Origin of the sequence: Aliiglaciecola sp. LCG003 (assembly GCF_030316135.1) — a bacterium.
Classification (GTDB): Bacteria; Pseudomonadota; Gammaproteobacteria; order Enterobacterales; family Alteromonadaceae; genus Aliiglaciecola.
Genome location: NZ_CP128185.1, coordinates 184,539 through 200,356, shown reverse-complemented (window position 1 = coordinate 200,356; position 15,818 = coordinate 184,539). Strand labels below are relative to the sequence as shown.

Genomic DNA, 15,818 nt, shown 5'->3' with positions numbered 1-15,818 from the left:
CATATTCTGGTGCTAGCCCTATCGGGGCCAGCATCAGAATGAAGATTCTCGAATGACAATCCTTAATAGTTAAACAAACCTCTAAGCTGCGCCTTGCGCCACAGTAAATACACAACCGGCACCACGATTAAGGATAAAATCAATGCACTGGCCATACCCCCAACCATAGGGGCGGCAATTCGGCTCATGACCTCTGAGCCAGTACCTGAGCCGTATAAAACCGGTAATAGCCCTATCATGACAGTCGCAACTGTCATGATCACAGGGCGAACCCGTAAACCAGCTCCTTGCATAACGGCATGGCGTAGCTCATCAATCGACGGACGAGTATTGTGCGTGCGGTGTTCATCTATTAATTGCTGGTAGGCTTGATTGAGATAGACCAACATGATCACACCTATCTCAACTGCCACCCCTGCTAAGGCGATGAAGCCGACCCCGACCGCTACAGACAAGTTAAAACCTTGCAGGTACAACAACCAGATGCCGCCAATCATAGCTAATGGCAAGGTGCCCATAATAATAGCAACCTCAGCTAAGCTGCGGAAATTGAGATACAGCAGCAGTAAAATAATCGCTAAGGTTAGCGGTATCACGTAGCTAAGCTTGGCTTTTGCCCGTTGCATATATTCATATTGCCCAGCCCATTTCAGGCTATAGCCCGCCGGTAGCGCTAGTTGCTGATTCAATAGACTATTGGCTTTGTCGATATAATTGCCTATATCAATATCTTCTATATCAATATAAGTCCAACCGTTGACCCGCGCATTTTCACTTTTTATCCCTGCCGGCCCCTCCTCAATATAGATATTGGCAACATCGGCAAGGGCTATTTGTTGACCGCTTGGCGTCACTATCGGTAAGACCTGCAATGATTCTGGTGAGTCTCGATAGGATTGAGGGTAACGCAGGTTGACCGGATAACGCTCAAGACCTTCAACGGTTTCGGTAATATTCATGCCGCCCACTGCACTGGCGACAATTTGCTGTACATCATCAATATTCAAGCCGTAGCGAGAAGCTTTTTGTCGGTCGATATCAACTTTGATATAGCGACCTGCGGCAGAGCGTTCCGAATAAACGGATGCTGTGCCTTGCATGTCCGACAAAATGGTCTCGATATCTTGGCCGATACGCTGAATGACCTTCAAATCTGTACCTGCCACCTTAATACCTACCGGCGTTTTAATGCCCGTGGCCAGCATATCTATACGGGTTTTAATCGGCATGACCCAGGCGTTCGTGAGGCCGGGGAAATTCACGGCTTTATCAAGCTCTTGGCGCAATTTTTCGCTGGTCATGCCTTCACGCCACTGATCCCGTGGTTTGAAATGAATGAAGGTTTCAATCATGGTTAAAGGCGCAGGATCGGTGGCGGTATCTGCTCGCCCTATCTTGCCAAAAACCGTCTCAACCTCGGGAATGCTGGCAATCAACTTATCAGTTTGCTGTAGCAACTGCCTTGCCTTACCAACAGATAGACCGGCATAAGTGGTAGGCATATACATCAAGTCTCCCTCGTCAAGAGGAGGAATAAACTCGGTTCCCAGCTTGGGTAACGGATAGAACCCAATCGCACCTACCACCAATGCTAGCAATAAGGTCAATTTTGGAAAGTGTAAGACCTTATTTAGTAATGGTCGGTACGCGGCAATGAGTAGGCGATTAAGCGGGTTTTTCTGCTCGCTGATAATCTTGCCACGGATGAAATAGCCCATTAATACCGGAATAAGCGTAATGGCCAACCCCGCTGACGCCGCCATCGCGTAGGTTTTTGTATAGGCCAAAGGGGCAAACATACGCCCTTCTTGTGCCTCTAAAATAAAGACAGGCATAAAGCTGACAGTAATAATCATTAAACTAAAAAATAACGCCGGTCCCACCTCTGCTGCGGCTTTGCCAACAATTTGCCAGCGATTATCATCGGTTAGCGGGGTTTTCTCCATATGCTTATGCAGGTTTTCAATCATTACGATGGCCCCATCGGTCATGGCACCAATAGCAATGGCTATGCCGCCTAAGGACATAATATTCGCGTTAATCCCTTGCCAATGCATGATAATAAACGAGATAAGAATACCGATAGGCAAACTGACTAATGCAACCACCGCTGAGCGCAAATGAAACAAAAACAAGGCGCAAACAAGGGCCACTATGACAAGCTCTTCGAACAACTTTGACCATAAGTTTTGCACCGCATTATCGATCAACTCAGAGCGATCATAAACCGTCACTACCTCCACGCCTGCAGGTAAGCTCGCCTGCAAGCTTGCTAACTTGGCTTTAATTCCTTCAATAGTCTGCTGGGCATTTTCGCCAGATCGCATTACCGCAATACCGCCCACAACCTCGCCTTCGCCGTTCAATTCAGCGATACCACGGCGTAATTGGGGACCGAATCGAATATCTGCTACATCACTTAATTTAAGGGTATTTCCCTTACTATTCACACCCAGTGGTATCGCAGCTAAGTCAGCTAAACTGCGTAAATAGCCGCTACTGGTGACCATATATTCCGCTTCTGCCATCTCAACCACAGAGGCTCCCACCTCCTGATTGCCTCGGCGAATAGCAGTTTGCACATGGCTCAAGGGAATGTCATAGGCCCGCAACTTATTAGGATCCACCGTCACCTGATACTGTTTCACCATACCGCCTAATGAAGCAATCTCAGCGATTCCGGGCACGGTTTGTAATTCGAATTTTAAGAACCAGTCTTGAATAGAGCGTAATTGGCTGATGTCATGTTGACCGGTGCGATCCACTAAGGCATAAAGGTAAACCCAACCCACACCAGTTGCATCCGGCCCCAGCTGAGGTTTAGCGGCACTGGGCAGGCGCGGACCGACTTGTGACAAATATTCGAGCACTCGACTGCGGGCCCAATATAGATCCGTATTGTCTTCAAAAATAATGTAGACATAGGAATCTCCAAAAAAGGAAAAGCCCCTGACTGTTTTAGCCCCAGGCACCGATAGCATAGCGGTGGTTATTGGGAAGGTGACTTGATCCTGAACGACCTGAGGCGACTGACCCGCATAACTAGTTTTAACTATCACCTGCACATCGGACAAATCAGGAATAGCATCAACCGGCGTGTTACGGATTGAAAATATTCCCAGCGCGACTAAGAACAAGCTAGAGAACAGCACCAAAAAGCGATTCCCCACCGACCAATATATTATTTTGGCAATCATGCTTACATCACCTTCAATTCAGTGATGACAAAGTCACCATTGTGGATCTCGAAGGTGAAGAAAATCTCATCACCAGCAGTAAGTTTGCTTAAATCGATGCCGTCTAACACAGTAAAGTCTAAGGTTGCGGGTCCACGTCCCCACTTTTCTATCGCACTGCGACTAATATTGAGGATTTTATTGGCTGGATCAATATTATTAATCACCCCATTAACAGATGCTGACTGAACGTCTTCCATCGCCATGTCCATCTCTGGTGCTGGTTCGCCATAGGCTGTCATTCTAGAAAAATCTGAACTTATACTGCTCTCTGAATCAATCAAAAACTGGGCGGATAGCACCACTTCATCACCCTCTTGTATTCCAGATGTGATTTGTGCCAGCCCACCAGACACCAGACCTAATCCAACTTCGACAGATTTGTATCGGCCATTACCCAAGGCCAATACCACACGATTTTGCTCGCCTAAGCGGATCACTGCCTGCATCGGCACCAACAAAACGGCTTGTTCAGATGAAGCCTGTATTTTAATCTGTGCAAACATATTGGGCTTAAATAAACGCTGGCTATTATCGAAGCGTAACCGCACTCTCAAGGTGCGTGTCTGTTCACTTAACGCAGGATAGATGAAATCTACCTGACCTTGCCACTGCTGACCCGGCAGGTAGTCCAACTGCATAGTAACAGGCAAACCTAACCGAACCTGCCCAGCAAGACGCTCAAAGACTTCAGCTTCCACCCACACATCATCTAATGCACCAATCGACATCAGAGTTTTGTCCGGTTTGACATAAAAACCTTGGCTGACATTAAGGTTGTCGATGACCCCCCCTTGTGGGGCTCGAAAAGTAACAGACTGCATCACTTGCCGAGTAGACTTTAGTTGTTCAATCGCCTGACGGGGCATTTGTAAGGCGACTAGGCGGGCCAACGCAGCGTTGGTTAAACCGCTATTTTTACGATTTACCGCGAGTAAATATTCTTCTTGCGCATTTACTAATTGGGGCGAATACAAATCGTATAAAGGCTGATCCTTCACCACAGTAATGCCGGCCGCTTTCACATGTAACTTGTCTATCCAGCCTTCAACTCTGGCATGGATATGCACCATATTATCTTGGTTATACTGTATGTAACCTACCGTAGAGATAGGCGTTTCCATTACCTGTGAGGCGACTGTAACTGTTCTCACCCCTAAATTATTGACCACGTTCGGTGCAATGGTTACGGTACCCGGTGAGTCTGTTTGTGCTTCAGTTTGATATACGGGGACCAAATCCATGCCCATAGGCGACTGACCAGGTTGATCTCGTCGATAGTTAGGATCCATGGGGGCGACCCAATATAAGGGTTGTTTGGCCGTATCTTTGTCTGTGCTGTTGGGTTCGCTCGTAGCGGTTTCGTGGCGCAAAAACAGGCCAGTCGCAACACTGCTTAACAGCACGCCAACCAGTGTCCAAATTGCTATTTTTTTATTGTTTTGCTTTGCAGATAAATTCATTTTAAAGCTCCTTGTACAACAGCATCATGCTTAGCTTTGGTGTAGAAGTATTGAATATGCACTAAGGTTTTGAGTAGCTGATTTTCGACCTCAAGGGCCTGCATACGACCATTTAACTCGGCAATTCTGGCACGCATAACCTCGGAAAAAGAACCATCATCACTGGTATAAGCGGTTAATAGTGCTTCAGCATGCTCATGTAATTGGGGCAGAATAGACTGATTAAATCCATCCAGACGTTGCTTTAGTCGGTGTTGTTGAGCCACCAAACTTTCCCACTGGGATAACATTTGACGCAGTAATAAACGCTTTTCAGTGTGCAAGTTTTCAGCATTGTATTTGGCTACCTTAACCCCTTCATCTTGAGCCGTGTGTCCAAACAAGGGAAGTTCGACACTTAACCCAACCGAGAAAAAATCTGCTCTACTATTACCCATAGGATCATCTTGGCGTAATGCATAGCTGGCATTGACCCCCCACTGGGGCTCGAACTTTTGCTCAGCTAAATCAATCGATGTGCGACTCGCCTTTATTTTTTGCTCTATCACTAATACAGCTGGGTGAGCGGCAAGAAATTCGGCACGCTGCTGCCTGCTTAGTAAAGCTGGTTTATTCCCGGTGGTTTTTTGCAGCGCTGGGTCTAGCTGCAATTTCGGCTTTTGCCCAAAGCTTACATCCAAACCAGCATAGTGATCAGCGCTATCGGCAAGCCACTCAGACAAGTTAGCTAAAGCTTTATCTCGGCTATGTTGCAGTCCCATTAGACGATCATCCAATCGGGATATTTCTAATTTGGCACGCACTACATCATCTTGGCGGGTGCGTCCCTGAGCGGAGGCATATTGAGACTCGACAGTTTGCGCCAACTGTTCAAACAGGTGACGCTCCTGATTTAATAGCGCGATACTGCGCTGTGCATTGAAGCCATCCAGCCATAGTTGCGCAACTGTCACTCGAATTGTCGCTTGCCTCTGTTGACTTAAATATGGAAACTGCCCAGCAAGTTGCTCAAATTGCAGGGCTTCGATTTGGCGGCTTTGGCCACGAGGAAAGCGCTGAGCAATCCCTACTTTCATTTGCGTCATGGCTTCTTGATCAAAGGCAAATCCGTTGCTGGGTAAATTCAATAATGCCATGTTCATAACTGGGTCTGGCAAGGTGTCCACAGCTCGACTGCGAGACATATATGCCATTTGTTGCGACAGATTTCCTTGTTGCCATGGATCATTGGCAATTGCCTGCTCAATCGCATTTTGGAAGGTGAGTATGCTGGCTTGTGCAAGGCTAAATGAACTAAACAGAACCAACAAAAGGCCAATATTTATTCGGTGAAATAACATAATTTTCTCAGCTAACAGATTGTAAAAGCGGGCTGTGTTCCATTTCAGAGGAATGAAATACAGCCGACGAATCGCCACAAATAGGATGGAACTCAGACTACGCCCTACATGAAGATGTAAAGCTGCAGACGGATCTATCCCGTGTTAGCTAATAATTGGGGGTCTAATTGAAGATGAAGGGTGCGCTTCTAACGCCAAAAAATGTTGAGAAAACTGCCCTTTTGAATAAGCAGAATAATTGAACAGAAAACTTTGGGCGACCAAACCATTGGCAAAACCAGTGCCGTCGGGACAATTGCAATTGCCATCGCAACAATCTGCCATCAGCATAGAGCTCGACACTGGGTCGTTTTCAAGATGCATGCTGTCGTGGTCCATTTCACCATGGTCCATAGCTGGCATAGACACAGTCATACTATCCATATCACAACGCATCATCGGGTTCGCAAACACCTGTCCACACAATAAAAGTGCGCACAAGATGCCTGTAAAGATGCGTTGCTGAATATTAGTCATTATATTTCCATTGCTGATTAGCTACATCATAAGCCAATTTCGTTACACTGCCAATAAACAAGGGATAAATCCATTGATTATAGGGGCTAGGAAAGTGTTGAGTCGGTCGTGACCCAAGAGGTATTGGGTCACTTATTTTGTAACAACCAGACTTTATGCTTTGTTCTCAAACGACACGTCTTGATACCAATCATCCATATTGTCGTACATTTCACCTTTGACGATGTAATACGGAGATTTGTGATAGATTTTAATGTCGTGGAAGGGATCAGTTAATATTTTGCAGAACCAGACTAAACCAGATTGAATACCCATAAGTTTAAACAAATGGACTGTTCTAAATATCACGGCGCCTAAACCAATAAACAACCATAGAATGGCCATATTATTGATGAATCCTACAAAATCGCTGGCACCTTCAAACAAACCGAATAAGTCAGGTTGAAAATAGAGCACCACTGGCGCAATGGCCCAGATAGATAACAACACGACTTTACGTTGCAAGTTGTAACCTACTTTGACACTTTCTTTGAATTCATGCGTCGCCTTATTTACTTCATCATAAGACTTAGGCTCAAAGAAAAAATGTCCTGTTTGGCGTAATACCATAGCCAGCAACCAACCCACCAACGCTGCGGCAGCAGGGTAGTAAAACACCAATACATAACTGGCCAAAAAGCAGCTAGCACTCAGCAGATGCAAAAATTGATTGATACGATTATGGTGGTAGTAACGATGGTCATCCCAACGTTGTTTCTGGAGTTCTTGGAAGAATGTCATGGTGTCACCTGTAGTTATTTAAGTTATTAAAATTACGGCTTGAAAGGCCCATTAACTAGCGGCTTACGAGTCAATAGCGCTTGGCCCATTTGGATCGGTGCTCCGCTTTGAATCCCGTCGCATAGGGTGTGATTTGAGGTCGCGAATAAAATGATTGTAGAGCCGTGCTGGAAGTAACCCATCTCATCTCCTTTGCTGAAACTTGCATCACAATTCACCTGATTTGGCCCTTTGTATTTCAGATCAAATGTATGCGGCAAAAAATTAAACTTCATGCTGGCAACCAGAATAGCAGCCACCGGTACCAGGGTGATGCTGCCGCAAGATTTTTCCATTTGCAGTTCAATAACCGCCCGTTCATTTTTACAAAAAAGCTTTTCGATTTTTTTTAGCGCAACAGGATTAACATTCCAAGTGTCACCTGAAATGTACGACAGCTTGTTCACCCGGCAAGCAACAGGGGCATGAAAGCGATGATACATACTGGACTTCAAACGTAAGGTTACGAAGATGCCATCGCGGTATTGGTGACTGATGTGGAAGTTGGGAATAAGATCACTGATGTCATAAGGAAAGCCTTTAGCCTGAAATACATTTCCCGCTGCAACGCTGCCACATTCCCCAATAATGGCATCACAAGGACTAGTGATGATATCAACATGTGGATTGATTGGGCGTAGTCCTTCTTTTAATTGACGGGTAAAGCAATCCTGCAAGCTAATGAAATGCTGTTTTTTAGCATCTTCTAAGCGGAGGTCTTCAGCAAATAATGACCATATCTTAATCGAAATTTTGGTTAACAGCGGACTCTGTATTTGGCTGTACCAACCCATAAATAAGGTCAACCAGCGCCGAGGAATCCGGTTAGTTAACAAAAAATTCAGCCTTTCTTGGGCGCTTAACGCCGCTATTGTTTTTCCCTGTGCCATTATGCGACCGTTTTCTGCAGTCCGTAATGATGCGGGATATCCAGCCCCATATCCGTCATAAATTGCCGCATTATGGGTTCTGCCTTATATTCAGCCGCTCGCTGCATCGCCCTATGTCCCATTGACTCAGCCGTTTTGGGCTGTTCAAAAAATTCGATAATTTTTGTACTCATGGCTTCAATATCATCCACCAAGTACCCATTTACGTTATGTTGAATAATATCTTTGGGACCTTTACAGTTGAATGCAACCGTTGGCATACCGTGCACAAAAGCTTCAAGGATCACATTGCCAAAGGTGTCAAAACGAGATGGGAAGACAAATAAATCTAAACTCAAATAAAGCGCCGCCAACTGTTTCTTACTCTGCCAGCCCACATAAGTTGCTTCTGGCAAATGATCTTTAAGGACTTTTTCCGCAGGGCCAGAGCCTGCCACTACAATCTCCAAATCTGGTATGCTCCTTTTAGCCTTTGCCACTATACGGGGCAAATCTAAAATGCCTTTTTCTTTACTAAGGCGACAAGCGATAAATAAAATCGGGGTGTTTTGGCAGGCACCTTTCACTATGTCTGACTTGTTCAGCCGTTTAACTGTCATATCTCTGGGCTGAGTATGATGTGCGGTTAACAGAACTTTTTCTTTCCCAAGTTGCATCTCATAGCCCATTAACCAGTCACGGTGTTCGGTGTTAAGCACAAATACGCCGTCATAACGGTTATACAGTGCACGCATCAAGCGACGCACCCGGTCACGCTCGTATTGATTCAGATCAGTTGTGTGCTGGATAAAATCAATCCAGTCCGTATGCATAAAGAAATAACTAGGTACGTTAAACATTTGCTGAATAAACAAAGAAACCAATGCCATTGGTCCCTCAGTTGAGCAAATAATTCTGTCGTACCCTCCTTCATAGAAAATACGGGCGATTTCCATCAGATCAGGGATGCGAATTTCTTGCTCCCCATATCGCTGAACTTCAAAGGTGGTAATGGGGCGTACCACATGTAAATGCTCTTCCGATTCTGCATCGCTATGACAAATTAAAAAATCTATCGGCAAATCAAACTTTTGAATCTCTTTAAGCTTGCCCGATAGCGAATTGGATACGCCGTTTTTATCGCTTAGGGTATCGGTTAAATATAACGCACGTTTGGTATGCTGGTTTTTACCTAAATGGGAAGCAAAATCGTTCAAGAATGAACGGTTTTGATACAACACTCGGGTAGAAGCCAAGGTTGAGCCCGCCAAAACAAGACTAATTAAAATCGGGAATGACAAATTATCCAATAACTTCTCAATGCTCACATTACTGATATTTTCTTGGCGTTTACCATCGCCAAAAAATAGTGCGGTTAACTGACTAGGAATTTCAAACTTGCGAGTGATTTCTTCGGTAGAAAAGCTATCAAGTCGTACACCCTGACTTTTATCCAATGCACATTTGATCCGTTTTACAATCAACTTATTCAGGTGATTAAACAATTCATTAATTGAATGATTCACTGTATCAACAAATTCTTGCGGTGAAGCTTTTTTACTATCCGCAATATGAACAAGATGTTGAACACAAAATTTGTAATCTTTTGAGATCTGCCAAGTTATTAGTTTATTTGGCTTTTTTCCCTGCAATGCATCATGCACAAAGCCAAAAAACTTCATCGTTTTCTTGTGCTTTTGCATCTCCAGCATCAAGTTGCTTACAGCGAAACACCCAATCTTGTCCCAAGCGGAACCACGATGTAGCAAGATCCTGAATAAACCGGGATCTTTTATCTTCGTAGCGACCTGAGCAAAGTAGTCTAATAATGCAATATTTAACTTTTGGTTCTCACCAATTTGACCGTAGGGTGCCACATTGCCGTTACGTAGACCCTCTAGTACTAATTCCGATGCCTTGGTGGTTTTAAGCCGCTGGGCAAGATTAGGAATATATATTCTTGTACCACATTGACCAGCGAATAGACCAGTATGGTCATCAGAACCCCCTGTCAAAATCTTCGGTTGATGGGGGTCTACCCCAAAATCAGCTGGCTCTAAATCATGTTTACGGGCATAAGATAATATTTTTTCTGCGGTTAAACTATCCACCCAATTTAACGTCAAAACACTTTGCCACAAATCCCGCTGACCATTTAACACCTCAAAGCGTGAAAACATCACTGCCAACTTCTCAAACAAAGACAAGTCGATATTGTCATTACGTGTATAAAAATACAGCGGATGAGGCATGATAACTGGTATGTCATGTTTCGCGCTGTAGCGCAGAAAATCATAAATATTTTGCCGTTTTTGATTCAGTTCGACTTCCTGTTGTTTGCTAAAACCATAGGCCAAGATGTGGATAAACAAATCATATTCGGGAAAGAAACAGGTGAACTCAGCCGCTACCAATACATCTATACCTTGGTCAATTAGATCCCAACACGAACGAGCATTATTGTGATTAGTAACGGTATAGACGTTGCTACCATTTTGTTGTAAAACTTTCACCAGCTTTTTGGTTTTTAACCATGTTTCGGGCAGGCGTAATATACGTCCCCAGAGTTCGTCTGGAATATCACTGTTGTGGTCATGACAATGAAAGTCAATATTCAAACAATCCGCAGGGTCAAATCGTGCTTGTTGTTGCTCTACATACTGGTTGAACTCATCCTCGAGTGAACGTCTAAATGCACCCACAGCTTCGTACTTATTCCGTTGCAACATAACTAACCTCCCTTTTCGACATTATCTTTTCGTGGTAATGGTGTACTGGGAGGGCGCTTGATATTTGCTTTCTCGCAGAGTGGATGAGGCAATATGGGCGATAATATTGGAAACTTGGCCGTTAGCATGTCAATTAAAAACTGGCGCTTTATGGCCTTGTTCGTCAGTCGGGAGGATTGCCACCACCAACCGTCTTGCTGCATTTGTTTAGCCGCAATGATAAAGACTTCAATCATTTGGTCGAACTGCCCATCGGTAAAATTAAAACTCATAATCAACCTACCAGTGCCAGTCCAACTCAGTTCAATACCTGCATTACGTAAATAGAACTGGAACATCCAGTTGTAGCGGCTTGGGGCGGTATAGAGCACAGACAGAATAGACTGCATATTAGTAATTTTTAGCGGTAGATTTTGGGCCGCAAGACGCTGATTAAAACGCTCTACCCGCGCATTCCAAAGGCCCTCCGCCATTTGATATTGTTGTTGTATGTCTGCTTGTTGAATGCGCTTAAGAAACTCATTCATCGCGCCTAGCACGTAAGGATGAGAATTAAAGGTACCGCGAGCGAAAGACACGCTGACAGGTTTGTCGTCTTTGAAGCGCTTCATTAGGTCGGCCCGTCCACACACGACACCTACCGGCAGGCCGCCTCCCAGAGTCTTGCCATAAGTAACCATATCGGCTTGAATACCAAAGTAACCTTGGGCGCCGCGATGGCTTAAACGAAACCCAGAAAACACCTCATCAAATATTAAAACGATGTTGCGTTGTGAACAAATTTGTCGAATTTTCCGTAGCCATTTGATGTAATTTTGCTTGTCGAAGGCTGTTGTTCGATCACTGGCAATCAAGGTGGAGTCTGAGGCCGAGTCAGCATTGGGGTGAAACGCCTGCAAAGGATTGATCAACACGCAGGCAATATCCTTTCTAGTGGCAAGTACATGTAGGCTAGCATCACTTAAATCAGCCAATGTATACACGTCATTGGTTTTACGCCGGTTACCGATACCTGGCTGCACACCATCCCACCAGCCATGATAAGCACCACAAAAACGCACCAAGTGGGTTTTCTCCGTATGGTAGCGAGCCAACCTGACTGCTTGCATCACCGCTTCCGTGCCAGACATGTGAAAGGACACTTCATCTAACCCTGATATTTGCTTAATCATCTGAACATTTTCAGTAATTAACGGATGATAGGATCCCAGCGCAGGTCCTAGCGCTTTGACTTTTTCAAAACCGACATCCATACAAGATTTATAAAAATCATAGCCAAATACGTTAACACCATAGGAGCCTGATAGGTCAAAACGCCAGTTGCCATCTTTGTCTTTTATTCGTGGCCCATCGCTTTGTTCTACGATTGAGCCTAATTTAAAGGCCTTGCCCAAATGCTGACTGTAGGGAAAGGGTATGCGATAACGACTAGTAAAGCGCACATCCGACACGCTCTGCTCCAATGACTCGGAAATCGCCAGTGAAGATTTATTGGCTGCAAGCAGGCTTTGCTCCAAACTAGCAAACCCCATGCGTCTTTTCTGTGCCACATCCTGCGGCGCACCATCTGAGCAGAAATACAGATTGTCAGTATATTCAAAATAAGGGATAAAATTGGCAATGCGCCGGGACCATTTACTGTGACCTCGAAGCGACGGATGCTTTGCCCTAGAAAGCCTCAGACGAATGAATATCTTTTTAGACAGATAGACAATTACCACCAGCGCTACCGCGATTAAAAGATATGTTTGGTTCATACAAGTCGCTTTACCATTCTGTTTTTGCAAAGCTAGCATGCCAATTTGAAAATTTTGTTTCAGTTTTAGAGCAGTTTCGTGACAACTGCACTAGGGACTATCTAATGGCGATCAGAGTCAACTCATAAGATTATGATGTAAGGCGTAAATGTGGCTAAACGAAATTGATTTGCGACACAGCGCAATGGCGTTTAATAGCATGATGCTTAAACAGGGTTAGACGTGATTGGCTGCTCCGTGCTGCTCTATCATGTCGAGAATATACTGTTTGCAGAAGCGAGAGGCTTGGTCAAACTTCTGCGCAGTAGATTCACTTAAAACACTACGCAACCAAAATCCGTCGATTAGCGCCGCGCTATATTGAGCAATTTGTTCAGCTTTTTCACGCTCCATTAACGCTTTTAAACTGAAGCGTAAGTTACTCACCAAACGCCGACTATTCACATTCTGCAGACGGCGTAGTTCATTATCGTGCATAGCTTGCGCCCAAAAACACAACCAGGTTTTTGTGGCTGAGTCACTGCGCTGAAAAGGTGAAAAATTACTATCTATAATTGCCATTAATCTGTCTGTGGGAGACACATTACCATGGGAAACCTGACTTAAAAGGCTGTCTTTGAGTTGGTCCAGTAGGTGGCGCACTGATGCTTCTATCAAGCCTTGTTTACCACCGAAATAGTGACTAATAATCCCCGACGAAAGCCCAGCTTTACCGCTGATTAAATTAATAGTGGCGCCTTGCAAACCTACCTCTGCCACCACATCTATGGTCGCTTGGATAAGTTGTTGCCGCCGTAAGGGCTCCATACCAATTTTCGGCATCTATTCCGCTACTCCTTTGCGCTGTTATGCAACTCTAGCAATTAATTTTATCAAGTCTTACTTGGCAGTCGAATAGGCTCTTGGGTATGTTTTTAATTGTTTTTAATAAGGACGGATACTCGACAACAGAATTTGCTGGCGCATGACAAAATCACCTTGCGCATTTTTCAAGCCAAATTCTATGCTTGGATCCGGTTGTTGCCAGTCAATATTCAATATGCCGTAATTGACGCTGTGGGTGAAATCCCCTACTCGATGCTGGTTTGGACTGACTGCCTTCCATTCCTCTGTTAATCCTGAGCTGGTGACTTCCCAAATAGGATAATCCATACCCTGCTCCAACTTAGAAATTTCTCCCCAGTGCGTATCACCGCTGACAATGATCACTCCATTGATTTTATTCTGCTGAATAAAGTCCAGCAGTCGTTTGCGATCCTGAGGGAAGTTCGCCCAGGCTTCCCAACCGGTAAAGTCTGCCAACAATTGCAAGCTGGAGGCAATTATTTTAATTTTTGCGGGCTTTTTAAGCTCTGCTTCTAGCCATTGCCACTGAGCCTCGCCGAGCATACTGGCATTCTTTTTGTCACTTGGCTTATACGGCCCCATGTTCTGCGGCAACCGCTTGGTGCTATTTTCAAACCAACCGACTGAGTTTAGCTCGTCACGATTCCAACGTAAATCAGGCATAATAACCTGCACTGACTGGTCATCAGCCCCATATATATAAGATGTGTAAATACCATCTGGACGGGTGCGCCGTGGGCTCTCCTCGGGCTCTTGCCAGAAATCTAGCATCAGCTGACGAGAGGCTTCTTTGTGCGGATACTCCTTACCCGCATCATTCTCACCAAAATCATGGTCATCCCAAATTGCAATCAATGGCGTCTGTTTTTTAAGTTTACTAAACCGAGGGTTCTGGTCTAGTTTCCGATATTTGCTGGCGAGTAATTGCATGTCGCGGGTATCTGCATAAATATTGTCACCGAGGAACACGAACAAATCGGCCTGTTCAGCATTTATCCTATCCAAGATTGGCATATCTTTATCTTGATGGGCACAGGAGCCGAATAGGATTTTTTGCGTAGTTGCATTGGCATTTAGCGTCAACAAGAGCAGCGCACACAGTAAGGACTTTTTCATTTTTCGATCACCTGTTTAATCATGTTTGCGGCTTTGGGGTTAAAACTGACGGGATCTTCACCTAACAAGGTTAACGCTGTGGCGGCTATTTGCTGCTGTTCAATTTCCACTAAGGTAGTGACTTGCCCCTTGGCTGAAATTTGTGGTCCTATGGCCGCCAACCAGATATGTTCAGATCCAACAATCCCATCTGGGAATTCAGCCAAATTTTTCATATAACCCTCAATTGCACTACGTGAAGCATGATGTTGCCACTGCTTGGCATCGCTTCCACGACCATGATCTGTGGTGATCAATAAGGTCGTGTTATTGCGGTATTTGGGCATACTTTGCAGGGTTTCCCACAGATCTTGAATAAAAGCGTCTGTTCTATTGGCGGCTTTAAGGTATTGATCGTAGCTGCCATCGTGAGCAAAATCGTCAGTTTCAGCGAATGCGATTGCCAGCACACTGGGTTGTTCCGTTAGCAAGTATTCTTTAGCAAACCTATAGGTAAATGCATCTAACCTGACATTATGCCAAGGGCTTGGTATTTCTTGCTGAAGCGCATTGAGTAGCTTGGTATTTTCAGTTAATGGAGCAGGTGCAGGCATAAAACCAGCATTGACGTATAACTTACTGCGCTGCGTATTAAAAATGGCAGGAAAGACATCCCAACCGGCAAAAACGGCAATGTTACTTCCATATCCGGGCTGGTTATTCAGATACTCTAAAAAGCTAATATTAGGATTGGGGATTTTTTGGTTGCTGTTGAGACTTTCGTCCACCCTACCGGTAAAAATTTCACTGTAGCCGGGATACGAAAAAAGCCACGGATTTGCCGCCGACATATTTGAGCCAATATCACGATTGCCAATCGCAATTCCCTGCTTTACCAACGTTTCCCAAAAAAAAGGCATTAGTTTTGCTCGGCGCACTGCGGGCTCAGGATCCCAGAATACTTGCTTCAATACCTCAGGGTGTTGCACAAAGTCAGCATGCTTAATCAGATTCTCATCAGCGCCGCGAAATACTTCCTGCCAACGCAGGCCATCAATGGTAATAACAATCAGGTTCGACTTGGCTACAGCTGAAAAACTTGCTAGCAATATGAACATCAACATGAACGTACGCATACTTTTTCCTTA

11 protein-coding genes are annotated in these 15,818 nt (G+C 44.7%); all 11 read right to left on the bottom strand.

What is annotated here, in order from left to right; genetic code table 11:
- Positions 1-62 precede the first annotated feature (62 nt).
- Entirely contained in the window at positions 63-3,197 is a 3,135-nt protein-coding gene (locus QR722_RS00850; protein WP_286284873.1) for an efflux RND transporter permease subunit, read from the bottom strand.
- Between the two features lie 2 nt (positions 3,198-3,199).
- Entirely contained in the window at positions 3,200-4,699 is a 1,500-nt protein-coding gene (locus tag QR722_RS00845; RefSeq protein ID WP_286284872.1) for an efflux RND transporter periplasmic adaptor subunit, read from the bottom strand.
- Positions 4,696-6,039, bottom strand: coding sequence for a TolC family protein (locus QR722_RS00840; protein WP_286284871.1), 1,344 nt, complete (start codon positions 6,037-6,039; stop codon positions 4,696-4,698). Before QR722_RS00840 ends, QR722_RS00845 begins: the two co-directional genes overlap by 4 nt.
- Before the next feature lie 144 nt (positions 6,040-6,183).
- The gene (locus tag QR722_RS00835; protein WP_286284870.1) at positions 6,184-6,555 is read right to left on the bottom strand and encodes a hypothetical protein; all 372 of its coding nucleotides are present in this window, start codon (positions 6,553-6,555) and stop codon (positions 6,184-6,186) included.
- A gap of 153 nt (positions 6,556-6,708) precedes the next feature.
- Positions 6,709-7,335 carry a DUF962 domain-containing protein gene (locus QR722_RS00830; protein WP_286284869.1) on the bottom strand — a complete coding sequence of 209 codons (627 nt, stop codon included), beginning with the start codon at positions 7,333-7,335 and terminating at the stop codon, positions 6,709-6,711.
- Positions 7,336-7,367: 32 nt separating this feature from the next.
- Complete coding sequence (gene asd / locus QR722_RS00825) at positions 7,368-8,264, bottom strand: archaetidylserine decarboxylase (RefSeq protein ID WP_286284868.1); 897 nt, start codon at positions 8,262-8,264, stop codon at positions 7,368-7,370.
- Entirely contained in the window at positions 8,264-10,972 is a 2,709-nt protein-coding gene (locus QR722_RS00820; protein ID WP_286284866.1) for a glycosyltransferase, read from the bottom strand. Before QR722_RS00820 ends, asd begins: the two co-directional genes overlap by 1 nt.
- Before the next feature lie 2 nt (positions 10,973-10,974).
- Positions 10,975-12,729 carry an aminotransferase class III-fold pyridoxal phosphate-dependent enzyme gene (locus QR722_RS00815; RefSeq protein ID WP_286284864.1) on the bottom strand — a complete coding sequence of 585 codons (1,755 nt, stop codon included), beginning with the start codon at positions 12,727-12,729 and terminating at the stop codon, positions 10,975-10,977.
- A gap of 216 nt (positions 12,730-12,945) precedes the next feature.
- Positions 12,946-13,551, bottom strand: a complete 606-nt coding sequence (betI, locus tag QR722_RS00810) for a transcriptional regulator BetI (RefSeq protein ID WP_286284862.1) — start codon at positions 13,549-13,551, stop codon at positions 12,946-12,948.
- Positions 13,552-13,653: 102 nt separating this feature from the next.
- The gene (locus QR722_RS00805; protein ID WP_286284861.1) at positions 13,654-14,691 is read right to left on the bottom strand and encodes an alkaline phosphatase D family protein; all 1,038 of its coding nucleotides are present in this window, start codon (positions 14,689-14,691) and stop codon (positions 13,654-13,656) included.
- Entirely contained in the window at positions 14,688-15,806 is a 1,119-nt protein-coding gene (locus tag QR722_RS00800; protein WP_286284860.1) for an alkaline phosphatase family protein, read from the bottom strand. Before QR722_RS00800 ends, QR722_RS00805 begins: the two co-directional genes overlap by 4 nt.
- Positions 15,807-15,818 lie beyond the last annotated feature (12 nt).